General features: G+C 73.1%; 19 protein-coding genes and 1 tRNA gene. 11 read left to right on the top strand and 9 right to left on the bottom strand.

The window, feature by feature from the left end:
• Positions 1-170 precede the first annotated feature (170 nt).
• Positions 171-2,966, top strand: a complete 2,796-nt coding sequence (locus ACIPYS_RS22660) for a SpoIIE family protein phosphatase (RefSeq protein WP_400748739.1) — start codon at positions 171-173, stop codon at positions 2,964-2,966.
• A 62-nt stretch (positions 2,967-3,028) separates the two neighbouring features.
• Here ACIPYS_RS22660 and ACIPYS_RS22655 read toward each other — a convergent pair whose 3' ends face one another.
• Both ACIPYS_RS22655 and ACIPYS_RS22650 read right to left on the bottom strand, forming a co-directional pair.
• Positions 3,029-3,796: a hypothetical protein gene (locus ACIPYS_RS22655; RefSeq protein ID WP_159424951.1), complete on the bottom strand. Its 768-nt coding sequence runs from the start codon at positions 3,794-3,796 to the stop codon at positions 3,029-3,031.
• A 218-nt stretch (positions 3,797-4,014) separates the two neighbouring features.
• On the bottom strand, positions 4,015-5,784 hold the full coding sequence (locus ACIPYS_RS22650; protein ID WP_400748736.1) for a phosphatidylglycerol lysyltransferase domain-containing protein: 1,770 nt from the start codon (positions 5,782-5,784) through the stop codon (positions 4,015-4,017).
• A gap of 290 nt (positions 5,785-6,074) precedes the next feature.
• Here ACIPYS_RS22650 and ACIPYS_RS22645 point away from each other — a divergent pair, with 290 nt between their 5' ends.
• Positions 6,075-6,788 (top strand): response regulator, encoded by a 714-nt coding sequence (locus ACIPYS_RS22645; RefSeq protein WP_400748734.1) that lies wholly within the window; start codon positions 6,075-6,077, stop codon positions 6,786-6,788.
• Positions 6,785-7,924 (top strand): sensor histidine kinase, encoded by a 1,140-nt coding sequence (locus ACIPYS_RS22640; RefSeq protein ID WP_400748731.1) that lies wholly within the window; start codon positions 6,785-6,787, stop codon positions 7,922-7,924. The genes ACIPYS_RS22645 and ACIPYS_RS22640 overlap by 4 nt, the downstream gene beginning before the upstream one ends.
• 112 nt (positions 7,925-8,036) lie before the next feature.
• Here the strand turns inward: ACIPYS_RS22640 and ACIPYS_RS22635 are convergent.
• Positions 8,037-8,120: transfer RNA gene (locus tag ACIPYS_RS22635), tRNA-Leu, on the bottom strand.
• Positions 8,121-8,539: 419 nt separating this feature from the next.
• Between ACIPYS_RS22635 and ACIPYS_RS22630 the strand changes: the two genes are divergently transcribed.
• The 6 genes from ACIPYS_RS22630 (at position 8,540) to pknB (ending at position 17,186) form a co-directional block, all read left to right on the top strand.
• Entirely contained in the window at positions 8,540-9,415 is an 876-nt protein-coding gene (locus ACIPYS_RS22630; protein WP_093861230.1) for a DUF3662 and FHA domain-containing protein, read from the top strand.
• Between the two features lie 13 nt (positions 9,416-9,428).
• Positions 9,429-9,959, top strand: a complete 531-nt coding sequence (locus ACIPYS_RS22625; protein WP_093861229.1) for an FHA domain-containing protein — start codon at positions 9,429-9,431, stop codon at positions 9,957-9,959.
• A gap of 53 nt (positions 9,960-10,012) precedes the next feature.
• Positions 10,013-11,683, top strand: coding sequence for a PP2C family protein-serine/threonine phosphatase (locus ACIPYS_RS22620; protein ID WP_400748726.1), 1,671 nt, complete (start codon positions 10,013-10,015; stop codon positions 11,681-11,683).
• Between the two features lie 141 nt (positions 11,684-11,824).
• A complete protein-coding gene (locus tag ACIPYS_RS22615; protein WP_093861227.1) occupies positions 11,825-13,294 on the top strand; it encodes an FtsW/RodA/SpoVE family cell cycle protein in 1,470 nt (489 codons plus the stop codon).
• Positions 13,291-14,748, top strand: a complete 1,458-nt coding sequence (locus ACIPYS_RS22610) for a penicillin-binding protein 2 (RefSeq protein WP_093861226.1) — start codon at positions 13,291-13,293, stop codon at positions 14,746-14,748. The genes ACIPYS_RS22615 and ACIPYS_RS22610 overlap by 4 nt, the downstream gene beginning before the upstream one ends.
• A gap of 275 nt (positions 14,749-15,023) precedes the next feature.
• Positions 15,024-17,186, top strand: coding sequence for a Stk1 family PASTA domain-containing Ser/Thr kinase (gene pknB / locus ACIPYS_RS22605; RefSeq protein ID WP_093861225.1), 2,163 nt, complete (start codon positions 15,024-15,026; stop codon positions 17,184-17,186).
• 380 nt (positions 17,187-17,566) lie between these two features.
• On the opposite strand, the gene ACIPYS_RS22600 is transcribed toward pknB, so the two are convergent.
• The 5 genes from ACIPYS_RS22600 to ACIPYS_RS22580 form a co-directional block, all read right to left on the bottom strand.
• Positions 17,567-18,388, bottom strand: coding sequence for a class E sortase (locus tag ACIPYS_RS22600; protein WP_093861224.1), 822 nt, complete (start codon positions 18,386-18,388; stop codon positions 17,567-17,569).
• A 30-nt stretch (positions 18,389-18,418) separates the two neighbouring features.
• On the bottom strand, positions 18,419-19,786 hold the full coding sequence (locus ACIPYS_RS22595) for a class E sortase (RefSeq protein ID WP_400748720.1): 1,368 nt from the start codon (positions 19,784-19,786) through the stop codon (positions 18,419-18,421).
• 5 nt (positions 19,787-19,791) lie between these two features.
• On the bottom strand, positions 19,792-20,454 hold the full coding sequence (locus tag ACIPYS_RS22590; RefSeq protein ID WP_093861223.1) for an aminodeoxychorismate/anthranilate synthase component II: 663 nt from the start codon (positions 20,452-20,454) through the stop codon (positions 19,792-19,794).
• A gap of 57 nt (positions 20,455-20,511) precedes the next feature.
• The gene (locus ACIPYS_RS22585; RefSeq protein WP_093861222.1) at positions 20,512-20,691 is read right to left on the bottom strand and encodes a hypothetical protein; all 180 of its coding nucleotides are present in this window, start codon (positions 20,689-20,691) and stop codon (positions 20,512-20,514) included.
• A 74-nt stretch (positions 20,692-20,765) separates the two neighbouring features.
• The gene (locus ACIPYS_RS22580) at positions 20,766-21,521 is read right to left on the bottom strand and encodes a DUF881 domain-containing protein (RefSeq protein WP_093864990.1); all 756 of its coding nucleotides are present in this window, start codon (positions 21,519-21,521) and stop codon (positions 20,766-20,768) included.
• 120 nt (positions 21,522-21,641) lie between these two features.
• On the opposite strand from ACIPYS_RS22580, the gene crgA reads away from it, so the two are divergent.
• Positions 21,642-21,890, top strand: coding sequence for a cell division protein CrgA (gene crgA, locus ACIPYS_RS22575; RefSeq protein WP_030392407.1), 249 nt, complete (start codon positions 21,642-21,644; stop codon positions 21,888-21,890).
• Positions 21,891-22,252: 362 nt separating this feature from the next.
• Here crgA and ACIPYS_RS22570 read toward each other — a convergent pair whose 3' ends face one another.
• On the bottom strand, positions 22,253-23,161 hold the full coding sequence (locus ACIPYS_RS22570) for a rhomboid family intramembrane serine protease (RefSeq protein ID WP_093861221.1): 909 nt from the start codon (positions 23,159-23,161) through the stop codon (positions 22,253-22,255).
• Positions 23,162-23,436: 275 nt separating this feature from the next.
• On the opposite strand from ACIPYS_RS22570, the gene ACIPYS_RS22565 reads away from it, so the two are divergent.
• A complete protein-coding gene (locus tag ACIPYS_RS22565) occupies positions 23,437-24,174 on the top strand; it encodes a DUF5324 family protein (RefSeq protein WP_400748714.1) in 738 nt (245 codons plus the stop codon).
• The last annotated feature ends 66 nt before the right edge of the window (positions 24,175-24,240 follow it).

Here is a 24,240-nt window from a genome sequence, read left to right as displayed (position 1 = left end):
GAGTGCGCAGGGGCGCACGGCGTGTGACACGCAACTGATACCGAGGAATCTCCCCGTTTCGCTATCGAGTCCCGGCCGGTCCGTGCTTCGCTGGTATCCGCACAGCATGCCTTCCTCCGGAGAACCGGCCGTCTCCAGGCGTGGCGGCCAGGCGGGAGCAGACCGAATCCATGGTGGACGATCCAAACTCCACACCGCGTCCGACGGGCACCGCTCCGGAGCCCGGCACCGCACCGGGCGACCAGCCGTCGGGGGTGGTCGCCCTGGTCCGGCTCGCCGTCGTGCTGGTCGACCGCGAGGGGCGGATCGCCCAGTGGAGCCGGGCCGCCGAGGAGCTGTTCGGACACCGCGCCGAGGCCGTCCACGACCGGCCGGCCGCCGGCCTGCTGCCCGCCGCCGAGCCGCGCAGCGTGCCGGGCCAGGCCGGGCCCGCCGGCACCGGCCGCCGCCGCGACACCTTCACCACCCTCGCCGAGCTGACCCCGGACGGCACCGCCTGGGCGGGGCAGCTGCCCGTGGTCGACCGCGAGGAGCACCTGCGGGACGTGCTCTGGTGGGCCTACCCGCTGGAGGGCCCGGCCGGCCGGCTGCTGGCCCTGGCCGCCGACGCCCGCCCGCTGCGCACCGCCGGCCCCCGGCTGGCGCTCGGCGAGCGGCTGCTGCCGTTCGCCGCCGCCCCGGGTGCCCTGGGCGGCTTCCACCGGCTCTCCGCCGCGCTGGGCGCCGCCGGCCGGCCGGTCCCCGGAACGCTCGCCGCGGTGCTGCCCGGCGCGGCCGAGCGCCGCGGACCGCTGCTGGCCGCGCTCGCCCGGGGCGGACTGCCCGCCCTGCGGCTGGACCCGAGCACCGTGCTGCCGCTGCACCCGGCCGACCCGGCGGCCGGCACCGCCCACGCGGCGGCCGGGATCGGCCGCCGCTACCCGACCGCCCAGCAGCGCACCGCCCGGCTGGGCCCGCCGGCCCCGCCCGAGCAGTCCGCCCCCGGACGCCGCCCCGCCGCCCCGCCGGCCGCGCCGCTGCCCGCCCAGCGCGAGGCCGCGGCCGCACCGGCCGCCGCGGACCGGGCCGCCCGCTCCGACCGCCCCGGCGGCGAGCTCACGGCCGGCGGCGTCCCGGCCCCGCCGAGAGGAGGCACCACCATCGAGCAGACCACCGTCGGCCCGTCCGCCAACGGACACCGGCTGCACCCGGGCGACCCGGCGCCGCCGACCGCACCGACCCCGCCGACCACCGTCCCCGTCCCCGTCCCCGGCGCCGCCGCGCCCCCGCCCGGACCGCCGGCCGGCCGGTTCGGCCCGTTCCTGACCAACGGCCACGCCGGCGAGCAGCTCGCCCTGCTCAACGAGGTCGGCGGCAAGGTCGGCACCACCCTCGATCTCGGCTTCACCGCCCACGAGCTGTGCCGGGTGCTCGTCCCCCGGGTCGCCGACTTCGCCTGCGTCGACCTCGTGGACGGCCTGATCTCCGACTCCGAGCTGCCCGCGGCCCGCCCCGACGACGACACGATGCTGCGCCGGGTCGCCCTGGCCCGCAACGAGTCCGCCGGCCAGTGGGACCACGTGCTCGCCGAGGGTTCGCTGGTCGCCATGCCCCGGCGCACCCCGCCCGGCATGGCCCTCCAGCTGAACCAGCCGGTCCTGGTCCCGGTGGTCACCCGGGACGTCGCGGTCGAGTACGCCGCCGCGCTCGGCGGCCCCGAGCTCGTCCCGGTGGTGTCCGGCCGCTCGATGCTGGTCGTGCCGCTCTCCGCCCGCGGCACCGTGCTCGGCATCCTCAAACTGCTCCGGCTCCCCGACCGGGCCCCGTTCGACGAGAGCGACGCCGCCACCCTCAAGGAGCTGGCCGCCAGGGCCGCGCTCTCGCTCGACAACGCCCGGCTGCACCGGGCCGAGTCCCGGGTCGCCACCACCCTGCAGCGCTCGATGATCCCGACCCGTCCCCCGCAGATCCCCGGCGTCCAGATCGCCCACCGCTACCTGCCCGGCGACTCCCGGGCCGAGGTCGGCGGCGACTGGTTCGACGCGATCCAGCTCCCCGGCAGCCGGGTCGCGCTGGTGGTCGGCGACGTCATGGGCCACGGCCTCCACTCGGCCGCCGCGATGGGCCGCTTCCGCACCGCGATGCAGACCCTGGCCGCGCTCGACCTGCCGCCCGGCCAGCTGCTGCGCCATCTGGACAACCTGGCCCACAAGCTCGGCGACGACCATCTCGCCACCTGTCTGTACGCGGTCTACGACCCGATCAACCGGACCTGCGAGCTGGCCAGCGCCGGCCACGTGCCCCCGGTCCTGGTCCACCCGGACGGCACCGGCGAGCTGTTGGAGATCCCGGCCGGCGCCCCGATCGGCGTCGGCGGGGTGCCGTTCGTCGCCAAGACCATCGACGTCTCGGACGGCTCGATGCTGGTGCTCTGCACCGACGGCCTGGTCGAGGTCCGGGGCGGTGACATAGGGGCGGGCCTGGCCGCGCTCTGCGGCAATCTGATCGACCCCCGGCAGAGCCCGGAGGAGGCCTGCGACGTGGTGCTGGACCGGCTGCACTCCGACGACCGCAAGGACGACGTGGCGCTGCTGGTGGCCCGCTTCGACGGGGTCGCGCCGAGCGAGGTCGCCACCTGGGACCTCACCGTCGACCAGCGCGAGGTCGGCCGGGCCCGTGCCCTGGTCCGCGAGCAGCTGGCCGCCTGGCACCTGGAGTCGATCGGCGACACCGTCGTCCTGCTGGTCAGCGAGCTGGTCACGAACGCCGTCCGGGTGGCGCGGGACCGGGTCCAGCTCCAGCTGATCCGGGTGGACAAGCTGCTGGTCGAGGTCAGCGACGACAACCACAACCTGCCGTCGCTGGAGCCCGCCGAACAGCTCGGCGAGACCGGCCGCGGCCTCACCCTGGTCACCAAGCTGGCCGAGCGCTGGGGCACCGCCCGCAAGGCGGTCGGCAAGGTCGTCTGGTTCGAACTGCCGCTGTGACGCGGAGGAGCCCGCGGACCGTCCGGTCCGCGGGCTCCCGTGTCCGTCCTGCTCGTCGGCCCCTAGGGCACGGCCGCGCCGGCCGGGGTGCGGCGGCGGACGTCCGCCGCAGCCGCCTCCAGCGAGGCGGTGGCCGTCGCCACCACGGCCGCCGCGCCGACCCCGGCCAGCACCCGCGGCCAGAAGTCCCCGAACACCTCCATCGAGACGGCGATCAGCAGCGCCGCGATCACCGCGACCACGTGCTCCATCCCGGCCAGGTTCGGCAGCACGATCGCCTCGCCGACCATCACCGCCACGACCAGCCCGGCCGTGAACCAGGCCCGGCAGCGGAACGCGATGCAGATCGCCAGCGCCACCACCGCGGCCGAGGGGCCGGTGTCCCGCACGTGGGCGACCCACTTCGGGAAGCCGAAGACGTGGTCCGGTCCGATCGCCACCCCGACCCGGGCGAACAGCGTCCCGGCGAGGGTGCAGGTGTAGGCGACCACCAGGGTCAGCCGCCGGCCGAGCACGATCTCGGCGATGCCGAAGACCACGAAGACCTGTGCCAGCGCCCCCCACACCGGCAGGTCCAGGGCCGGCACGTACAGCGACAGCGGCGTGCGCAGCAGCGAGACGTCCAGCGGCAGCGCCGCCTTGACCACGCCGATCCGGGTGACGAACTGCGCGCCACCCGGAAGGTGCTGGACGATGCTGAACAGCAGGATCAGACAGGTCGCCGCGGTGGCCAGTGGAACGGCCGCGAACTTCTTCCGCGCGACCTGCTCCCGGACCGTCCCGAACAGCGCTCCCCACTCGGCGACAGCGGCCTCTCTGGCAATAGCCACCGGCCCCTTTCGCACGCCCCCCGCGTGGGTCCTCCGCATCACAACCGGTTCTCCGAATCCCCGTTGGCGCAAGCGCCTTCTCGACTACCTCCACATTAGAAGCCGGTTAACGAATCCACATCGGCAATTGTGCGGATCCGAGTCATCCTCTAGGGGGAGAAACAACCATGAGATCCCCCCGGACGGCTGCCCGGCCCCCTCCGCCCCCCGGCGGAGGGCTACCCCTTCCCGTCCTGTGCCGCCGCCGCCACCCGGGGGGCCGTGCCGGACGGCCCCTGGTGCCGGCGACGGAACAGCGCGGGCAGGCTCGGTGCGGTGATGAAGCCCTCGGCCCGGGCACTGGCGATGCCGATCCGCGGAATCTCGCTGCTCTTCTCGAACAGCAGATAGCGCGGCTCCCAGATCGGCCGGTACTTGGCGTTGGCCCGGTAGAGCGATTCGATCTGCCACCAGCGCGAGAAGAAGCCGAGAACGGAACGCCAGAGCCGCAGCACCGGGCCCGCCCCGAGCTTCGAGCCCCGTTCGAAAACGGAACGGAACATGGCGAAGTTCAGCGAGACCCTGGCCAGGTTCACCTCACGGGCGCGCTGCAGGAGTTCGATCACCATGAACTCCATCAGGCCGTTCTCGGTGTCCCTGGCCCGGCGCATGAGGTCCAGCGAGAGCCCGTCCGCGCCCCACGGCACGAAGCTGAGCAGGGCCTTCAGCTCGCCCTCGGCGTCGTGGCACTCCAGCATCACGCAGCGCCCGTCGCCCGGGTCGCCGAGCCGGCCCAGCGCCATCGAGAAGCCGCGCTCGGTCGCGCCGTCGCGCCACTGGTCGGCCTTGGCCACCAGCTCGGCCATCTCGCACTCGGGGATCTCCTCGTGCCGGCGGATCCGCACCGTGTAGCCGGCCCGCTTGACCCGGTTGTACGCCTGGCGCACCACCCGCATCGCCCGGCCGTCCAGCGAGAACTCGTCGAGCTCCACGATCGCCTCGTCGCCCAGCTCCAGCGCGTCCAGCCCGTGCCGGGCGTAGATCACCCCGGCCTCCTCGGAGGCGCCCATCACGGCCGGCGCCCAGGCGTGCTCGCGGGCCTCGGACAGCCAGGCGTCGATCGCCCCGGGCCAGGCCTCGGGGTCGCCGATCGGGTCGCCGGAGGCCAGCGAGACGCCGCCGACCACCCGGTAGGTGACCGCCGCCTTGCCGCTCGGCGAGAACATCACCGCCTTGTCCCGGCGGAGCGCGAAGTAGCCCAGCGAGTCCCGGTCGCCCTGCTTCTCCAGCAGCCCCCGGATCCGCTCCTCGTCCTCGGCGGTGAGCAGCTCGGTGTTCCGCGGGCTGCGGAAGGCCACGTAGAGGACCAGCAGGAAGAGCACCGCGCCCATGGTGTTGATGACCGCGTTCACCCAGGTCGGCGCGTCGATGACGGAGCGCAGGTGCTGGCTCGGGTCGATGGTGATCATCCGGCCGACCGAGTAGCGGAACATGTCCCAGAAGTCGGCGGCGCCGTGCAGGTTGTTGGTGAGGGCGACCAGGGCCGCGCCGACCACCCCGCCGAGGCCCAGGCCGAGCACGAACGTGGCGGCCGCGGTCTTCGGGTTGGAGCTGTCGCCCTTGGAGGTGAACTCCTTCCGCCCGACCAGCAGCGCCAGGACGAAGCCGCAGGTCAGCACGGTGGAGACGTAGTTCAGCGGGTGCTTGGTGAAGCCTCCGCCGGGCAGCGTCATGGCAAGCAGGTAGAGCACCGCGAACAGGCCGGCCAGCGCCGTGTTGAAGATCCACGCGGCCCGCTTGCGGCGCCGCATCGCGATCGCCAGGAAGACCGAGAGCACCGCGCTGCTCAGTCCGGTGGTCATCAGGTAGGGGGTGAAGTACTCGCCCTCGTTGTGCGTCTCGATCTGGTCCCGGAACGGCACCGAGAGAACGGCCACGAGGTTCAGCAGGGCGATCAGCCGCAGGTACCAGACGGTCGCCGCCGCGGCCCGCGGACGCCAGCGCGCCATGAGGGCACCGGACCCGGATCCGGTGGGGGCGGCGGAGGGCTCCGGCTTCACAGTGGACGACACAGCTCAATTCCAAACGATCAGATGGTGGGCCGCATCCGCACGCGGCCCGGCCGGCCACCCACCCCGGCCGCGGACCGACCGAACGGCAGCCGATTCCATGGTTCCCCACGATCGGTGAGAATCGCGTGAACCAGGCAGCGGATTCACACCCCCGCCGTTCGGCGGGGTTGCTCCGGGAGGCCGGGCCCGGCGAAGCCGCCGGTCAGGCCCTACTCTCGATTCCAGTCATGCGGACCGGCCCGGCCCGTCCGCCGAACCGAGGAGGGACCATCACCACCACCCGCGTGCTGATCGTGGACGACGAGATCCTGGTCCGGTCCGGGCTGGGCCTCATCGTCGGCTCCGCCCCCGACCTGGAGGTGGTCGGCGACTGCTCGGGCGCGCAGACCGAGGAGTACGTCCGGCGGCTGCGTCCGCACGTGGTGCTGCTCGACATCCGGATGCCCGACCTGGACGGCATCTCGGTGCTCCGCCGGCTGCGGGCGCTGCCCGATCCGCCGGCCGTGGCGATGCTGACCACCTTCGACACCGAGGAGCACATCGGCACCGCACTGCGGGCCGGCGCCTCCGGCTTCCTCCTCAAGGACACCGCCCCGGACCAGTTGGTGCACGCCGTCCGGGTGCTCGCGGCCGGCGGCAACATCCTCTCCCCGACCGTGACCCGGACCGTGATCGGCGGCTACGTGGACGGCGGCGGCCCGGACGCCGAGGCGGCGGCCCTGGCCCGCACCCTGACCGGCCGGGAGCTGGACGTGCTGGCGCTGCTGGGCGAGGGGCTGTCCAACGCCGAGATCGCCGACCGGCTGTTCCTCGGCACCGGCACCGTGAAGGACCACATCAGCGCGATCCTCGGCAAGCTCGGCGCCGCCAACCGGGTCCAGGCGGCCGTCGTCGCCCACCGGGCCGGACTGGTCCGGCCGAAGCCGAGCGACGGGGCATGAGCGACCCCTCTCCCGCACGACGCCTTCCGGCCGGGCTCACCGCGCCCTGGCTGATGATCCTGCTGCCCGCCGTCTACTCCCTGATGGACGCCGCCCTGGTGGCCCGCGGCGCCCCGCTCTGGCAGACCCTGCTGTCGGTCCTGGCCGCCGTGGCGCTGCTGTGGCGGCGCCGCTACCCGGTCGCCGTGCTGCTGCTGACCATGCCCGGCAGCTACCTCGACGACATCTGGCTCGCCCCGATCACCGCCGTCTACACGGTGGCGGCCGAACGCCCCCACCCCCGGGTGGTGCTCCCCTGCGCCTCGCTCTTCGCCCTGGTGGAGTTCTTCCACTGGCCGCTCTCCGAGCAGTCCTTCGAGCCCAGCCGGGACACCGCGCTGTACGCCATCCAGTCGGTGATGCTCGCGGCGGGCCCGGCCGCCACCGGTCTGCTGTCCCGGACCAGGCGCGAGCTGGCGGGCCGGCTGGACGAGCTCACCCGGGGCCAGGCCCGGGAGAGCCGGCTGCTGGCCGACCGGGTGCTGAGCGAGGAGCGCGGCCGGCTCGCCCGGGAGATGCACGACGTGGTCTCGCACCAGGTCAGTCTGATCAGCATCCAGGCGGGCGCGCTCCAGGTGTCCACCACCGACCCGGCGGCCTCGGGCGCCGCGTCGACCATCCGCGAGCTGTCCGTGCGCACCCTGGAGGAGCTGCGGCAGATGGTCGGTGTACTGCGGGCCGGCGGGCCGAGGACCGGTGCGCCACTGGCCCCGCAGCCCAGGCTGGCCGACCTGCCCCGGCTGATCGAGGAGAGCGGGCTGGCCGCCGACACCGAGCTGGCCCCGGGCGACCGCCCCTGGCCGGAGGCGGTCGAGCGGGCCGCCTACCGGACCGTCCAGGAGGCGCTCACCAACATCACCAAGTACGCGCCGCAGGCCGCGGTGCACGTCCGGATCCGGGCCCGGGGGCGACGGCTGCGGGTGGAGGTGCGCAACGACGCCCCGCCGGTCCGTCCCGACCGGATCCTGCCCGGCGGCGGCCACGGCCTGGTCGGCCTGCGCGAACGCGCCCAGCTGCTCGGCGGCTCGCTGGACGCCGGCCCGACCGCGGACGGCGGCTTCGAGGTCCGCGCCGACCTCCCGGCGCCGTCCTCCTGAGACCGGGAGCGTCCGGCCCGGACCGGGGGCCGTCCTCCCGGGCCGCCGCCGCCCTGCCGGTGCCGGGAAACAAAAAAGCCCCGCAGATCCGAAGATCTGCGGGGCTTCGCTGTGCGCGAGGGGGGAGTTGAACCCCCACGCCCTTTCGGGCACTGGAACCTGAATCCAGCGCGTCTGCCTATTCCGCCACCCGCGCATGGGTGTTTTCACCGCTTGCCGGTCGATCAGCCGATCCGCTCGGTACCATGTGGTCTTCGCGGTTCTTCGATCGGGCCACCCGGTGGGCGCCCCTTCCGACATGCAAAACAGTAGCACGACCTGCGGGTCACCTCCGAATCCGTTCCCGGGGGAGGCGGAGCGCATCCGAACGGATGCCCGGCGAACAGGCGAGCGAGGGATGCCGGGCCCGCCGGGCGGGTACTCCTGGCATGCTGCCGCCCGCATGCGTCACCCTGTGTGTCCGAGCCCACCCCCGGGCACCACATGGTCCGGGAACCGTACGGATGGCCCCGGCGTGGATACGATCAGTACGGAAGTACCGCAATCAGGCGCGACCGGCTCCCCCCGGAAACCGGTCGGCAGGCAGGCGAACGAACCCTTGGAAGGGGGTGCCCCATGGGAGTGCTGAAGAAGTTCGAGCAGCGGCTCGAGGGTCTCGTCAACGGCACCTTCGCCAAGGTGTTCAAGTCCGAGGTCCAGCCCGTGGAGATCGCCGGAGCGCTGCAGCGCGAGTGCGACAACAACGCGAGCATCTGGAACCGCGACCGGACCGTCGTGCCCAACGACTTCATCGTCGAACTCAGCCCGCACGACCACGAGCGGCTGAGCCCCTACTCCGGGCAGCTGGGCAACGAGCTCGCCGGCATGGTCCGCGAGTACGCGGAGGCCCAGCGCTACACCTTCATGGGCCCGCTGCAGGTGAACCTGGAGAAGGCCGACGACCTCGACACCGGCCTGTACCGGGTGCGCAGCCGCACCCTCGCCGCCGAGGAGCCGCAGCAGCAGGCCCCCGCGCAGCCGACCCAGCCCGGCTACGGCCGCCCGCCGGCCGCACCGGCTCCCGGCGCGCCGTGGCAGCAGGGCGGCGCCCAGTACGCCGCGCCCCCGCCGCCACCGGCCGCGCCCCCCGTGACCCCGCCGGCGCCGACCGCGCCGGCCGCCCCCGCCGGCGGCAACGTGCGCCCCTTCCCGGGCGGCGGCCACGGCACCTCGGTGCGCCGCTGGATCGAGGTGAACGGCGCCCGCCACCAGATCTCCGGGAACGGCTGCGTGCTCGGCCGCTCGACCGAGGCGGACGTCCGCATCGACGACCCCGGGGTGTCCCGCAAGCACGCCGAGATCCGCCCCGGCACACCCTCGATGGTGCTGGACCTGGGGTCGACGAACGGCATCGTGGTGGACGGGCAGCACACCCAGCGCGCTACGCTCCGCGACGGCTCTCGAATCGTCGTGGGCTCCACCACCATCGTCTACCGACAGGTCGAAGGGTAGAGCGGGCGCGGTTATGTCAGAACTGACCCTCACGGTCATGCGGCTGGGCTTCCTGGCCGTGCTGTGGCTGTTCGTGATCGTCGCGGTCCAGGTGATCCGCAGCGACCTCTTCGGGACCAGGGTGAACCCCCGGTCCTCCCGCCGGGGCGGCGGCGCCGCGGCGCCCGCGGCCGGTGCGGCCGGGCGGGCCCCGCAGGGCCAGCCGCCGGCCGGCGGTCCGCCGACCCAGGGCGGCGGGCGCCGTCGCGGCGCCCCGACCCAGCTGGTCGTGGTGCAGGGCTCGCTGGCCGGGACCACCGTCGCGCTGCAGGGCCAGACCATCACGCTGGGCCGGGCGCACGACTCCACCATCGTGCTGGACGACGACTACGCGTCCTCCCGGCATGCCAGGATCTATCCCGACCAGACTGGGCAGTGGACGGTGGAGGATCTAGGCTCCACCAACGGCACCTATCTGGACCGTCAGCGCCTGACCGCGCCGACCCCGCTCCAGCCGGGCATGCCGATCCGTATCGGCAGGACCGTCATCGAACTGCGGAAGTAGTAGCGCATGAGGGACAGCATCCCGTCCATGACCCAGAGGGGGGCACAGGTCGCATGACCCTGGTGCTGCGCTTCGCCGCCGGCTCCCACAAGGGACTGATCCGGGAGGGGAACGAGGACTCCGGCTACGCCGGCCCGCGGCTGCTGGCCGTGGCCGACGGCATGGGCGGGGCGGCGGCCGGTGAGGTCGCTTCCTCCGAGGTGCTCGGCTCGATCGTCCGCCTGGACGAGGACGTGCCGGGCGCCGACCTGCTGACCCTGCTCGGCGACGCGGTCCAGGGCGCCAACGACCGGCTCCGGCAGATGGTCGAGGAGGACCCGCAGCTCGAAGGCATGGGCTGCACCCTCACCGCGATGCTCTGGACCGGCCAGCGGATGGGCCTGGTCCACGTCGGAGACTCCCGCGCCTACCTGCTGCGGGACGGCTCGCTGGTGCAGATCACCCAGGACCACACCTGGGTGCAGCGGCTGGTCGACGAGGGCCGGATCACTCCGGAGGAGGCCGAGACCCACCCCCAGCGTTCGCTGCTGATGCGCGCGCTGGACGGCCGGGGCCAGGTCGAACCGGACCTGTCGATCCGCGAGGTGCGGGCCGGCGACCGGTATCTGATCTGCTCCGACGGCCTCTCCGGCCCGGTCAGCCACCAGACCCTCCAGGACACGCTGGGCAGCTACTACTCGCCCGAGCAGACCGTGCAGGAGCTGATCCAGCTCGCGCTGCGCGGCGGCGGCCCGGACAACATCACCTGCATCGTCGCGGACGTCCTCGACGTCGGCGCCACGGACACCCTGAGCGGCCGGTTCAACGACGTGCCGGTGGTGGTCGGCGCGGTCGCCGAGACCCCGCCGTCCTCGACCGCCGCGGACCAGTCGATCCGCGACACCCCGGCCGGCCGCGCGGCCGGGCTCGGCCGCGGCCCGCAGGGCGCCTTCGGCCCCGCCGAGGGCTACGGCGCCGGGGTCCCCGACCCCGGGTTCGGCCCGGCCGGCGGCTACGAGGGCGGTTCCGCCGAGCCCTCGGTGCACGGGACCGAGGACTACGACGACGACGCGCCCCGGCGCCCCAGGCGCAAGAACCGGGCGCTGGCGTTCTCCCTGGTCGGCCTGGTCACCGTGGGCCTGCTGGGCGCGGGCGGCTTCTTCGGCTACCAGTGGACCCAGAGCCAGTACTACGTGGGTGCCGAGGGCGACCACGTCGCGGTCTTCCAGGGCGTGAACCAGAGCCTGGCCGGAGTGAACCTGTCCTCGGTGCACACGCCGTACAAGGACATCGAGCTCAAGTACCTCCCGCAGGACCAGCGCACCCACGTCACCAACACCATCTCGGCGAGCAGCCTGGGCGACGCCGACGACAAGGTGAAGAAGCTGGGCGAGCAGGCCGCGTTCTGCCGCAGGGTCTCCGACGTCCGGGCCACCGCCGGCGGCACGTCCGCCCCGGGCGGCACACCGGCGACCGGCCAGCCGACCCAGCAGGCCGCCGCCGGGACCGTGGCGACGCACGCCGGGTTCGTGACGGCGACCACCGCGCCCAGCCCGTCCGCGACCGGACGCGCCCCGGCGGCCGGCGTCCCCACGACCACCCCGAGTCCGAGCACGCCGAGCACGAGTGCCCCGGCCCCCGTCGTACCCGGCCAGGGTGCCGCGGCCCCGGCGGCCCCGCAGAGCGACCTGCCCGGCCTGAGCGACGAGGAGCGGCAGCGCGCCGACTCCTGCCCGAAGCCGTGACGGACGCGACCCGACATAGGCCCGCCCGGCGCGGGTCCGCCGGCCGTCAGGGAGCGGCTACCACGTGAGAGAGCGAAGCGAACAGGCCGACGAGAGGCGCGTGCGGGCGAACGCCCCTGCCGAGCGGAGCGGGGCGGGAGCATGAGTACCTTCGATGTGAGCAGCGACCCGAACAGCCGGTCCGCCGGCGTTCCGGCCGACCGCGCGTCCTCGCGGCGCCGCCGCAACACCACCATCTCGCCGCAGGCGACGCCGAACCGGCGCAACACCGAGCTGGCGATGCTGGCGTTCGCGGTGCTGCTGCCGGTCCTGGCCTACGCCAACGTGGGCCTGGCGATGGACGACAAGCTGCCCGCCGGGATGCTCGGCTACGGCCTGGGCATGGGTGCGCTCGCCCTGATCGCGCACCTGCTGATGCGCAGGTTCGCCCCGTACGCGGACCCGCTGATGCTGCCGATCGCCACCCTGCTGAACGGGCTCGGCGTGGTGATGATCTGGCGGCTGGACAAGGCCGGGCCGCTGCTGCACAACAACTTCCCGGCCGCCTCCAACCAGCTGATGTGGTCGGGCCTGGGCATCGCGTTCTTCATCGTGGTGATGGTCTTCCTGAAGGACCACCGGGTCCTGCAGCGCTACACCTACATCTCGATGGCGGTGGCCCTGGTGCTGCTCGCCGCCCCGGCGTTCTTCCCGGAGCGCAAGGAGGACCTCGGCGCCAAGATCTGGATCCGGATGGGCGCCTTCTCGATCCAGCCCGGCGAGTTCGCCAAGATCATTCTGACGGTGTTCTTCGCCGGCTACCTGATGGTCAAGCGCGACGCCCTGGCGCTGGCCAGCCGCCGCTTCATGGGCCTGTACCTGCCGCGCGGCCGGGACCTCGGCCCGATCATCGTGATCTGGCTGCTCAGCCTGCTGATCCTGATCTTCGAGAACGACCTCGGCTCGTCCTTCCTGTACTTCGGCCTCTTCGTGGTGATGCTCTACGTCGCCACCGAGCGGACCAGCTGGATCGTGGTCGGCCTGCTGATGTCGATCGGCGGCGCGGTCGCGGTGGCCTCCACCGCCAGCCACGTCAAGACCCGCATCGACGCCTGGCTCGACCCGATGGCCGCCTTCGCCCCGAAGCCGCCGCCGGGGTCCACCGAGCAGATCGGCCAGTCGCTGATGGCGCTCGGCTCGGGCGGGGTGACCGGCTCCGGCCTCGGTCAGGGCCGCTCCTGGCTGATCGACTTCGCCGCCAAGAGCGACTTCATCCTCGGCTCCTTCGGCGAGGAGCTCGGCCTCACCGGCATGATGGCGATCTTCGTGCTCTACGCCCTGCTGATCCAGCGCGGTCTGCGCACCGCGGTCGCCGCCCGCGACCCCTTCGGCAAGCTGTTCGCGGTCGGGCTCTCCTCCGCGATGGCGCTGCAGGTGTTCGTGGTCGCCGGCGGTGTCACCGGCCTGATCCCGCTGACCGGTATGACCATGCCGTTCCTCGCCCAGGGCGGATCCTCGGTGGTCGCCAACTGGGCGCTGGTCGCGATCCTGCTGAAGATCAGCGACAACGCCCGCCGCCCCGGGGTGGAACACACCCCCACACCCGAGATCCAGGGGGTCACCGCCTCGTGAACAAGCCGATCCGCCGGGTCTCGATCTTCTGCCTCGTGCTGATCCTGGCCCTCATGGTGCGCACCAACTGGGTCCAGGGCGTGCAGGCCGACGCCTGGGCGAGCAACAAGTACAACAAGCGGCAGGTCTACGACCGCTACGCCTACCCGCGCGGCAACATCATCGTCGACGGCCAGCCGATCACCCAGTCCACCTTCGTGGACGGCCTGCGCTACAAGTACAAGCGGTCCTGGACCGACCCGCAGATGTACGCCCCGGTCACCGGCTACTCCTCGCAGGCCTTCGGGGCCAGCCAGCTGGAGCAGCTCGAGGACGGCGTCCTCTCCGGCAGCGACGACCGGCTGTTCTTCCGCAACACCCTGGACATGCTGACCGGGGAGCAGAAGCGCGGCGGCGACGTCGTCACCACGATCAACTCCAAGGCCCAGAAGGCGGCCTTCGAGGGGCTCGGCAACAAGAAGGGCGCGGTCGTCGCGCTCGACCCGAAGACCGGCGCGATCCTGGCCCTGGTCTCCACCCCGTCCTACGACCCGGCGAGCTTCGCGGGCAACGAGTCCACCGACTCCAAGGCCTGGACCGACCTCAACGCCGACCCCAACAAGCCGATGCTCAACCGGGCGCTGCGCGAGACCTACCCCCCCGGCTCGACGTTCAAGCTGGTCACGGCCTCGGCGGCGTTCGAGAACGGCCTCTACCAGAACATCGACGACCAGACCGCGACCCCGGACCCGTACACCCTGCCCGGCACCAACTTCGTGCTGAAGAACGAGTCCGACCGGGAGCAGTGCGGCAACGCCACCATCAAGTCCGGCATGGACCAGTCCTGCAACACGGTGTTCGCCAAGATCGGCGCCGACCTCGGCAAGGACAAGATGCGGGTGCAGGCCGAGAAGTTCGGCTTCAACAGCACCGTGGACACCCCGGTCCGGTCCGAGAAGAGCGTCTACCCGTCCAACTCCACCCCGGACGGCACCGCCCAGGACTCGATCGGCCAGCACGACACCCAGGCCACCCCGCTGCAGATGGCGATGGTCTCCGCGGCGATCGCCAACAACGGCTCGCTGATGCAGCCGTACCTGGTCGCCGAGGAGCGCTCCGCCTCGCTGACCACCATCTCCAAGCACAGCGAGAAGCAGTTCTCGCAGCCGATCAGCCCGGCCACCGCGCAGAAGATGCAGGACCTGATGGTCTCGGTGGTCGAGAACGGCACCGGCAAGAACGCCAAGATCCCGGGCGTCACGGTCGGCGGCAAGACCGGCACCGCCCAGCACGGCGAGGGCAACGCGGGTCTGCCGTTCGCCTGGTTCACCTCCTACGCCAAGGCCTCCGACGGCCGCACGGTCGCGGTCGCGGTGGTCGTCGAGGACGGCTCCAACAACCGCGACGGCATCAGCGGCGGCCGGCTGGCCGCCCCGATCGCGAAGTCCGTGATGCAGGCCGTCCTCGGCAAGTGACAGGGGCCACCGGGGGAGCCGGCGGCGGGTGAGGGAAATGTCACGATCGGCACCCCCGGTCCGGATACCGGTCTGATATCGGCCTGCGGCCGACTCGGGTCCGGTACGGTCCGACCGGTAGCGTGTCCGCAGCAGCGGGTGTACCCGTTGCCGTCCGTGCGGTGCCGAACCGGTCCTGACCGCAGAACCATCCGGGGCCCGGACGGCGTCACAGGGAGCGTGCGGGGACACCTACGTCACAACCTCACCGGCGGGTGAGGGAGAGGGTCGCAACTATGGAAGAGCCTCGTCGCCTCGGCGGCAGGTACGAGCTCGGCGGCGTCCTCGGGCGCGGCGGCATGGCCGAGGTGTACCTCGGCCATGACACCAGGCTCGGCCGCTCCGTCGCCGTGAAGACGCTCCGGGCCGACATGGCCCGCGATCCGTCCTTCCAAGCCCGGTTCCGCCGCGAGGCACAGTCCGCGGCGTCGCTGAACCACCCCGCGATCGTCGCCGTGTACGACACCGGCGAGGACTACATCGACGGCATCTCCATCCCGTACATCGTGATGGAGTACGTCGAGGGGTCCACGCTGCGGGAGCTGCTGCACTCCGGCCGCCGGCTGCTGCCGGAGCGCGCGCTGGAGATGACCATCGGCATCCTCCAGGCCCTGGAGTACTCCCACCGGGCCGGCATCGTGCACCGCGACATCAAGCCCGCCAACGTCATGCTCACCCGCCAGGGCAACGTCAAGGTGATGGACTTCGGCATCGCCCGGGCGATGGGCGACGCCGGCATGACGATGACGCAGACCTCCGCCGTCATCGGCACCGCCCAGTACCTCTCCCCGGAGCAGGCCAAGGGCGAGCAGGTGGACGCCCGCTCCGACCTCTACTCCACCGGCTGCCTGCTCTACGAGCTGCTCACGGTGCGCCCGCCGTTCGTCGGCGACTCCCCCGTCGCGGTCGCCTACCAGCACGTCCGGGAAGAGGCGCAGCCGCCGTCCGTCTTCGACCCCGAGGTGCGCCCCGAGGTCGACGCGATCGTGCTCAAGGCGCTCGCCAAGGACCGCGACTACCGCTACCAGAGCGCCGACGAGATGCGCGACGACATCGAGCGCTTCCTCGACGGCCTGCCGGTGGCCGCCGCCCAGCAGGCCGCCGCGTACGGCATGGGCGCGGCCGGGTACGGCTACGACCAGAACGGCTACCCGCAGCACGACCCGTACGGCCAGACCAACCTGCTGCCGCAGCAGGTCCCCGGCGGTCCGACCACCGTCCTGCCGCAGGCCGCTCCGGCCGGCTACGCCGCCCAGCCCCAGCCCGGTTACGACGACGGTTACGGCCAGACCTACGCCGGTGCCCCCGGGGCCGGCGGCAACGACGGCTACGACGACGGCTACGGCCGGGGCGGCCGGCGTGCCGAGGAGCCGCCGAAGAAGAGCAACACCTCCTGGATCGTGCTGGCGGTCGCCGCCGTGCTGGTCCTGGTGGGCACCTTCTTCGTCGCCCAGGCGATGTTCGGCAACAAGAAGGGCGACGAGAAGAAGGAGGCCGTGAAGATCGCGGCTCCGGGCCTCGTCGGCAAGACCCTGGCCGAGGCCAAGGCACTCGTCGCCCAGGCCGGTCCGAAGCTGGTGCTCACCGAGGGCGACAAGATCGCCTGCCCGGACACCAACGTGAAGAAGGACCAGGTCTGCACGCAGAACCCGACGGCCGGCAACCAGGTCGCCGAGGCCGCCACGATCACGGTGCAGCTGTCCTCGGGCCCGGCCAAGAGCGCCGTTCCCAGCGTGGTCGGCAAGTCCAAGGAGCAGGCGGTCAAGGCGCTCGCCGACGCCGGCTTCACCAATGTGACGACCGACTACAAGGACGACGACAACGCCCCGCTGGACCAGGTGCTCTCGCAGGACCCGGCCAGCGGCGGCGCCGACCCGACCGCCCCGGTCAAGCTGACCGTGTCGCAGGGCAAGGCCAAGATCAACGTGCCGAGCGTGGTCGGCCAGCAGAAGGAGGCCGCCGAGGCCGCGCTGACCGGCGCCGGCTTCCAGGTGGACTCCTCGAAGACCCAGACGACCAACGAGCCCGCCAAGGTCAACACGGTCGCCTCGCAGAACCCGGCCGGCGGCAAGCAGCCGGCCAACACCAAGATCACGCTGACCATCTTCAAGGCGCCGGACAAGGTCTCCGTCCCGCCGCTGCAGAACGTCCAGCTCAAGGACGCCATCAAGACCCTCCAGGGGATGGGCCTGCAGTACACCGTCGTCCAGGGCCCGCAGGACCCCAACGCCACGGTGATCGCCTCCAACCCGCAGGCCGGGACCCAGGTGGACCCGAACACCTCGGTCGGGCTGATGACCAAGGCGGTGGATCCGCCCAAAGGGGGCGACACACCGACCCTCCCCGGGATCCCCGGCCTCCCCACCCCCAGCAACACCAAAGGGGGACCCAACAACTAAGCCCTGGTTCCCCTGGTTCTGAGCCCCCCGGGGCCGGACCGACCGGCTGAGTTGTTCCTGGCAGAACGCCCGAGGGCCCGTCGACACCGCGTCGACGGGCCCTCGGGCGTACACCGGGGCCTGCGGCCGCGTTCCGGCCCCCTCGAGGCCCTGGCGGGCTCCGGGCGCGGCTCCCGGGGCCGTACGGGCCCGTACGGGGGCGCCGGAGGGCCGCGGCGGGCCCTGGCGCCCGTCCCCGCCCCCCGGACCGCCGGTGGCCCGCCGCCGGGCCGCCGTGGCCCGCCGCCGGGCCCTCGGCGCCCGCTCCCGGACCCGACCGCGGGTGCCCCGGGACGCGCGAAGGCCCCCGGGGCGCGTCCCCGGGGGCCTTCGCGCGGGCCTCAGCGCTGCCGCAGCTCCGCGGGCGGAGTGCGCGCGGCGTCCATGTCGTCCACCCGCACCAGACTCCCCCAGACCGCCATCCGGTAGCGCGAGGTGTAGACCGGCGTGCAGGTGGTCAGCGTGATGTACCGGCCGGGACCGGTGTAGCCGGAGCCCTTCGGCACCGGGGCGACGATGCCGGTGTCGTACTTCGACGTCTCCGGCAGGGTGCTGTCGACCCGGTAGACGTACCACTTGTCGCGGGTCTCGACCACGATCGCGTCGCCCTTGCCGACGGCGTCGAGATCGTGGAACTTCGCCCCGTGCCCGTCCCGGTGCGCGGCCAGCGCGAAGTTGCCGGACTCGTCCCAGGGCATCGCCGAGCGGTACGGCTGCTCGTACACCCCGGCCACGCCCTCGGCCAGGGTCGCCGTGTCGGTGCCCATCCGGATCATCACCTGGTTGTCCCGGCCCATCGCCGGGACGTGCAGGAAGCCGATCCCGTCACCCGCCGCGTAGACCGGCCCGGTGGCGGCGGCCGCGGCCGGCCCGGCCGACGGGCCACCGGACGGGGGAGCGGCCGGGGCACCGGCCGCCCAGGACTCGCGCAGCTGGTCCGAGGCCGCCGAGGCGGAACGGTCCGCCAGCACGTCGGTCCACCACAGCGAGTAGCTGACGAACAGGCCCAGCACCAGCCCCAGGGTGATCAGCAGCTCGCCGACGACACCCAGCACGGCCAGTGCCCGGCCGCCCCGCCCGCGGCGTCGCCGGGGTCCGCCGCCGGGCCCCGGCTCGGACGACGGAGCGGCCTCCTCGGCCGCGGGCTCGGTCCCCTGGGTCACGTCTCTCCCTCTGTCGTCGCCCGCCCGCGGTCAGCCCCCCGCGAGGGCGGCCGGCTTGCCCTGGCTGCGCGGCCTTTCCTCGATCATCTTGCCAAACACGATCAGGCGCGCCTTGGAGCTGAACTCCGGGGTGCACGTGGTCAGCGTGATGTACCGGCCCGGACCGCTGAACCCGGCGCCGTTCGGGACCGGCCTGATCACGCTCACGTTGGACGGCGGCGTCTCCGGGATGCCCCCGGTGACCTCGTAGGTGTAGTACGCGGTCGCGGTCTCCACCACGATCTTGTCGCCCTTGCCGAGCTGGTTGATCCTGCGGAACGGCTCGCCGTGCGTGTTGCGGTGCGCGGCCAGCGCGAAGTTGCCCGCCTTGTCGGCCGGCATGCCGGTACCGGAGTAGTGCCCGACCAGGCCCTTGTCCAGCACGGGCGCCTTGGCGGTGCCCTCGGCGATCGGGAACTTCTGGCCGAGCTTCGGCAGGTGGATGATCGCGAAGCCCTTGCCGGGCTCGAAGGTCTCCGGCTTGGCCGGGTCCGGTGCCGGCTGTCCGGGCGCCGGGGCGCCCTGGGCCGGTCCCGCGTCGAACTGCTGCTCCAGCTGGTTGCGGGCACCGTCGGCGGCCGCGTCGGCCTGCACGTTGGTCCACCAGAGCTGGTAGGAGACGAAGAGCAGCATCACCAGGCCGAGGGTGATGCACAGCTCCCCGAGGAACCGGGCGAAGACCACCGCCGCCGACTCCTTGACCGGGGGACCGGCCGCGGCCCGGCCGCCCGCGCGGCGCCGGCCGCGGCCCTGCGCGGCACGACGGCGCTCGGCCCGGCCGCCCGGGGCGGGCGGCAGCTGTTCACCGGCCACGGCGGCCATGGTGACCGTCTCCGCAGCGGCGAGCACCGCCCCGGCCGGCTCCGGCTCCTGGGGCACCGCCCCGGCCGGCTCCGGCACGAGGGGCGGCGCGGGCTCGTAGACGCCCCAGCCGTCCTCGGCCCCGGACTGCGCCGGCCAGGCCGGGTCCGCGCCGGCGTTCGCGCCCCGGCCCCGGTGGTCCGGCCCGGCCTGGTACGGGTCGTACGACTGGTACTGGCCCTGCTGGGGCTGCTGCGCGTACTGGCCCTGCTGCACGTACTGGCCCTGCTGGGAGGGCTGGGGCTGCTGCCGGCCGTACTGGCCGTACTGCTCCTGCTGCGGGTGGGCGCCCTGCTGCGGGTACGCGCCCGCACCGGCCTGCGGGTACTGCTGCGGGGCCTGCTGGTACGGGACCCCCTGGAGGTGCTGCCCGTACGGGTCCTGCTGCTGCCCGTACGGCTCGTGCTGCTGCCCGTACTGCCCCCCGGCGCGGTACGCGTCACCGCCCTCCGGGTCCGCCCCCGGCTGGTATCGCCCCTCCGGACGCACCGCGGTCACGCCGCTCAGCCCCGGCCGATCACCGGGGCGAGCCCGGCCGACCGGTCGACGGCCAGGGGGTCACCGCACTCGGCCAGCCAGTTGGCGAGCATCCGGTGACCTCCCTCGGTGAGCACCGACTCCGGGTGGAACTGCACGCCCTCCACCGCGAGGTCCCGGTGGCGCAGCCCCATGACGACACCGCTGCCGGTGCGCGCGGTGACCACCAGTTCGTCCGGCACGGTGGCCGGATCGACCGCCAGCGAGTGGTACCGGGTCGCGGTGAGCGGCGAGGGCAGGCCCGCGAACACGCCGCCGTCCTCGTGCTCGACCAGCGAGGTCTTGCCGTGCAGCAGCTCCGGCGCCCGGCCGACCACCGCGCCGTAGGCCACCGCGATCGACTGGAGCCCCAGGCAGACGCCGAACACCGGCAGACCGGCCCGCGCGCAGTGGTGCACCATCTCGATGCAGACGCCGGCCTCCTCGGGGGCGCCCGGGCCGGGGGAGAGCAGCACCCCGTCGAAGCCCCGGTCGCCGTCGCGGCGCACCGCGTGCTCGACGGTCACCTCGTCGTTGCGGACCACCTCGCAGGTGGCGCCGAGCTGGTAGAGGTACTGGACCAGGTTGAAGACGAAGCTGTCGTAGTTGTCGACGACCAGGATGCGGGGCTGGGTGGGCCGGGAGGTCATGGGCGCGCGTTCTCCGAGGGGTGCGGGGTCCGGAACGGGACGGGGCGGGTCGTCGGGTCAGCCGACGGCGCCGTCGCCGTTCCCGTCCACTGTGACGTCACCGAAGGGGAGCAGCGGTTCCGCCCACGGGAAGACGTAGGTGAAGAGGAGGTAGACCAGTCCCAGCACGAGCAGGACCGAGATCGCGGCCTTGACCAGGACGTTCCCCGGCAGATGACGCCAGATCCAGCCGTACATGGTGCTCCCTCGACGTATTGGACTGGGGTCAAGAGTAGACCCGGCCCACGGGAGCGGTCCGGTGCACCGGACCGCTACTGGCCGGTGGCCGAGCGGAGGTCCGCCGTGCCCGAGTACCCGGGCAGGGCGAGGTCGCCGCTCTCCTGCAGCTTCCAGCCCAGGCCGTAGGCCTGCACGTACTTCTGGTAGGTGCGGATCGAGGGGTCCGCGTCGACGGCGGCGCGCAGCGCGTCGGTCCGCCCGACCGCCCTGACCACGTAGGGCGGGGAGTAGACCCGGCCCTGGAGCAGCAGGGTGTTGCCGACGCAGCGGACGGCGCTGGTGGAGATCAGCCGCTGGTCCATCACCTGGACGCCCTCGGCGCCGCCGCGCCAGAGCGCGTTGACGACGGCCTGGATGTCCTGCTGGTGGATGACCAGGTCGTTGACGTCCGGCTCGCGCACCCCGGGGACGCGCGAGGTCGCGTTCGGCGGGGCGTCGTTGAGGGTGACGGTGAGACCGGGGCCCTGGAGCGGCTCCAGCGCGGCGGCCTGTTCCAGGGCGGTCAGCCGGGCGGCGTCGGCCGGGCTGCCGCCCTGCTGCTCGGTGAGCCGCTGGGAGCGGTCCTGGAGGTCGGCGAGCTGGGCCTGGGACTGCTGGTTCTGGGCGCTGCGCTGACGTATCACGTCGGAGAGGCTGAGCAGCGAGTTGTCGGTGCGCAGATCGGTACCGCGGGCGGTCTGCGCGCTGATGTAGAAGAGCAGTCCGGCGAGCGCGAAGACGGCGCAGGTCAGGGCACGTCCGACAATTCGGGTGCCGGAGGCGCGGGTACGGACGGGCCGAGGGGGAATCGACAAATTAGGCACCGTACCCTTATCTCCTTCGGACCCGCCGAGCCACTACGCTAACGGACGCCGCCACACCACCGTGAACCCCTGCGCGGTCACAGCGCATCGACAGGAGAGCTCCTCGTGCCGAAGTCCCGACTCCGCAAGAAGTCCGACTACACGCCGCCGACCACGGCGACGGTGAAGATCAGTTCGGGCCGCGGCTGGGTTGCCCCCTTGATGCTGGCGCTGTTCCTGATCGGTCTGGTCTGGATCGTCACCTACTACGTGACGAGCGGCAGCTGGCCCGTCGAGAGCTGGCGGAACTGGAACATCCTGGTGGGCTTCGGCTTCATCGCGGCGGGCTTCGGCGTCTCCACCCAGTGGAAATGACGTTCGGGCCCCGGCCCTGAGTTCCTCCACCGCCGCCCCGGTACGGTCCGTCCCCGGGGCGGCTTCGTGGTGCGCCCGAACGGCCGGGCGGAGTTCCGGGATCTACGGTTATCCGCTTGTCGTGTTTATCCACATGGTTATCCACACTGGGGAAAAGTCCCGCAGGCCTGTGGATAACTTGCGCCGGGGGCGCTTTCCACACCGCCGCACGCCCCTCCCCGAATGCCCGATCCCTACAGCGGGACGCGCGTAGAGCAGGCGTTCGCACACATCGACCGGCACCGCCTGTGCACAACCCCGCACCCGCTGTGGACAACCGTCCGCTCCCCGTACCCGCGCGCGCACCGTCCGGCTCGGCCGGATCACCCGCCGTAGGCGGCCATCCCGGCCAGCAGCATCACCAGCACCAGGCCGGCCACCCCCGCCAGCGTCAGCCCCTGCACCAGCCCCCGGCGCTCCCGCGGGGCGTACATCAGGCCGGCCGCGGTCAGCATCCCGGCGACCAGCCCGCCGAGATGGGCCCGCCAGTCGATGCCCTGCACCGAGAAGGTGACGATCAGGTTGAACACCAGCAGCGCGACGATCGGCCCGAGCGGGGCCCGGAGCCGGCGGTAGAGCACCACGGTCGCGCCCAGCAGGCCGAAGACCGCGCCCGATGCGCCCAGCGAGCGCATCGAGCCGCCCGCCACCAGGAACGCGAAGGCGCTGCCGGCCAGCCCGGAGAGCAGGTAGAGCGCGAGGAACCGGATCCGCCCCAGGGCGGCCTCCAGCTGCGGACCCAGCACCCAGAGCACCAGCATGTTGGTGGCGATGTGCCAGGGCGCGGTGTGCAGGAACACGGCGGTCAGCAGCCGGTACCACTGGCCCGGCCCCTCGGCGACGCCGTTGGTGAAGGGGTACGACGGGTCGGGGGCGAAGCTGCGCAGCTCGAGGTCGTAGGCCAGCCACGGCGTGAGCACGTAGGCGGCCAGGACGAACACCACCAGGTTGATGCCGATCAGCGCCTTGGTGACCAGGGGGTCACCGCCCGCCGGGCGCCCGCCGAAGCGGGTGGTCGCCCGCCTGACCTGCCGGCCGCCCTCCTGGACGCACTCGGGGCAGTGGAAGCCCACCGAGGCGTTCACCATGCACTGCGGGCAGATCGGCCGGCCGCACCGCGAACAGCCGACGCCGGTCTCCTGCTCGGGGTGCCGGTAACAACGGGCCGGCCCGTGCCCGCCCCCGGGCCCCGGAGTCGGGTCGATCGGCGGCCTGGGCTCGTCCGGGAGCATCGGCTATCCCCTTCTGCCACGACTTGCTGCGACGACACGTACGCGCTCCCGACGGGAACCCGCCGGAACCGCCAGCCTACTGCGGCCCTGCCCGCGCCCGACCGGCCCACGCACCCCCGGCCCCGCACGGCGCCCGCGTCCGCGGCACGCGCGGGCCGGCCGCACCGGCGCCCCGCGTACGGCCCACTCCGGCATGCCGTCGGACAAATACGGATGCATGATCAGCATTCAGGTGGATAAGTGCATATAGGACGCCACCAGGAGGAGAGACTCTCGTGACCCGTTTGGACTCGGCCCGTGAGACGGCCGGCAACTTCGCGGACAACGCCCGGCAGCAGGCCTCCCAGGCCGCCCACACGGCGCGCGTCCAGTACGACCGGCACATCGCCCCCCAGGTCGGTCACGCCTTCGCCAGCCTGCCACCGGAAGCCCAGCAGAACGCCCTCAAGGCGCTGCACCGGGCCCAGGAGAAGGCGCTGGCCGCCCGCCTGTCCGCCGCCCGGGCCGCCGACCAGGCCCGCTCCACCGTCGCCCCCAAGGTCGTGCACGCCGTCGAGGAGGCCCGCGCCGCCGTCGTCCCGGTGGCGCAGGAGGCCCAGATGCGCGGCGCGGCCGCCCTGACGGCGATGCGCGGCAACGTCACCTCGGCCGAGATCGGCGACCTCGCGGCCCGCAACGCCCGGCGGTCCTGCCGGAGCGGCTGGGCCACCGGCCTGGCCGTGGCCGGCGTGGTCGCGATCGGCAGCGGCCTGGTCGCCTGGCAGTGGTGGCGGCACCGCAGCAACCCGGAATGGCTGGTCGAGCCGCCGGGAAGCACCGCCACCGGTCCGGTCGGCGCGCACGCCTCGGGCACCGGCGGCAGCACCGTGAACGGCTCCGCGGACACCCCGGCCGGGGCCGCCGCGGTGGAGGACCGGCCGGGGCCGCCCCCGGCCCAGGACCACCCCCGGCCCGCCGCGGCCCCCGGCGACGACGACCGCCCCAAGCCGCACGATCCGCGCAAACCGCACTGAAAAAAGCCCGGCGGGGGCGGCCCCGGGTGAGGGGGGGGGGGGGGCCGGGGGGGGCAGCCGGGGGGA

The organism is Kitasatospora sp. NPDC089913 (genome assembly GCF_044748625.1).
In the GTDB taxonomy this organism is placed as follows: domain Bacteria; phylum Actinomycetota; class Actinomycetes; order Streptomycetales; family Streptomycetaceae; genus Kitasatospora.
The sequence above is the reverse complement of the archived record's forward strand: the minus strand, read 5'-3'. Positions and strand labels throughout refer to the sequence as shown.

What these genes read in the sequence shown, in the direction of transcription:
- ACIPYS_RS22660 (WP_400748739.1), top strand. Translation starts at nt 171, where the DNA reads ATGGTGGACGATCCAAACTCCACACCGCGTCCGACGGGCACCGCTCCG.
- ACIPYS_RS22650 (WP_400748736.1), bottom strand. Translation starts at nt 5,784, where the DNA reads ATGGCGCGCTGGCGTCCGCGGGCCGCGGCGGCGACCGTCTGGTACCTG.
- ACIPYS_RS22645 (WP_400748734.1), top strand. Translation starts at nt 6,075, where the DNA reads ATGCGGACCGGCCCGGCCCGTCCGCCGAACCGAGGAGGGACCATCACC.
- ACIPYS_RS22640 (WP_400748731.1), top strand. Translation starts at nt 6,785, where the DNA reads ATGAGCGACCCCTCTCCCGCACGACGCCTTCCGGCCGGGCTCACCGCG.
- ACIPYS_RS22630 (WP_093861230.1), top strand. Translation starts at nt 8,540, where the DNA reads ATGGGAGTGCTGAAGAAGTTCGAGCAGCGGCTCGAGGGTCTCGTCAAC.
- ACIPYS_RS22625 (WP_093861229.1), top strand. Translation starts at nt 9,429, where the DNA reads ATGTCAGAACTGACCCTCACGGTCATGCGGCTGGGCTTCCTGGCCGTG.
- ACIPYS_RS22620 (WP_400748726.1), top strand. Translation starts at nt 10,013, where the DNA reads ATGACCCTGGTGCTGCGCTTCGCCGCCGGCTCCCACAAGGGACTGATC.
- ACIPYS_RS22615 (WP_093861227.1), top strand. Translation starts at nt 11,825, where the DNA reads ATGAGTACCTTCGATGTGAGCAGCGACCCGAACAGCCGGTCCGCCGGC.
- pknB (WP_093861225.1), top strand. Translation starts at nt 15,024, where the DNA reads ATGGAAGAGCCTCGTCGCCTCGGCGGCAGGTACGAGCTCGGCGGCGTC.
- ACIPYS_RS22590 (WP_093861223.1), bottom strand. Translation starts at nt 20,454, where the DNA reads ATGACCTCCCGGCCCACCCAGCCCCGCATCCTGGTCGTCGACAACTAC.
- ACIPYS_RS22585 (WP_093861222.1), bottom strand. Translation starts at nt 20,691, where the DNA reads ATGTACGGCTGGATCTGGCGTCATCTGCCGGGGAACGTCCTGGTCAAG.
- ACIPYS_RS22570 (WP_093861221.1), bottom strand. Translation starts at nt 23,161, where the DNA reads ATGCTCCCGGACGAGCCCAGGCCGCCGATCGACCCGACTCCGGGGCCC.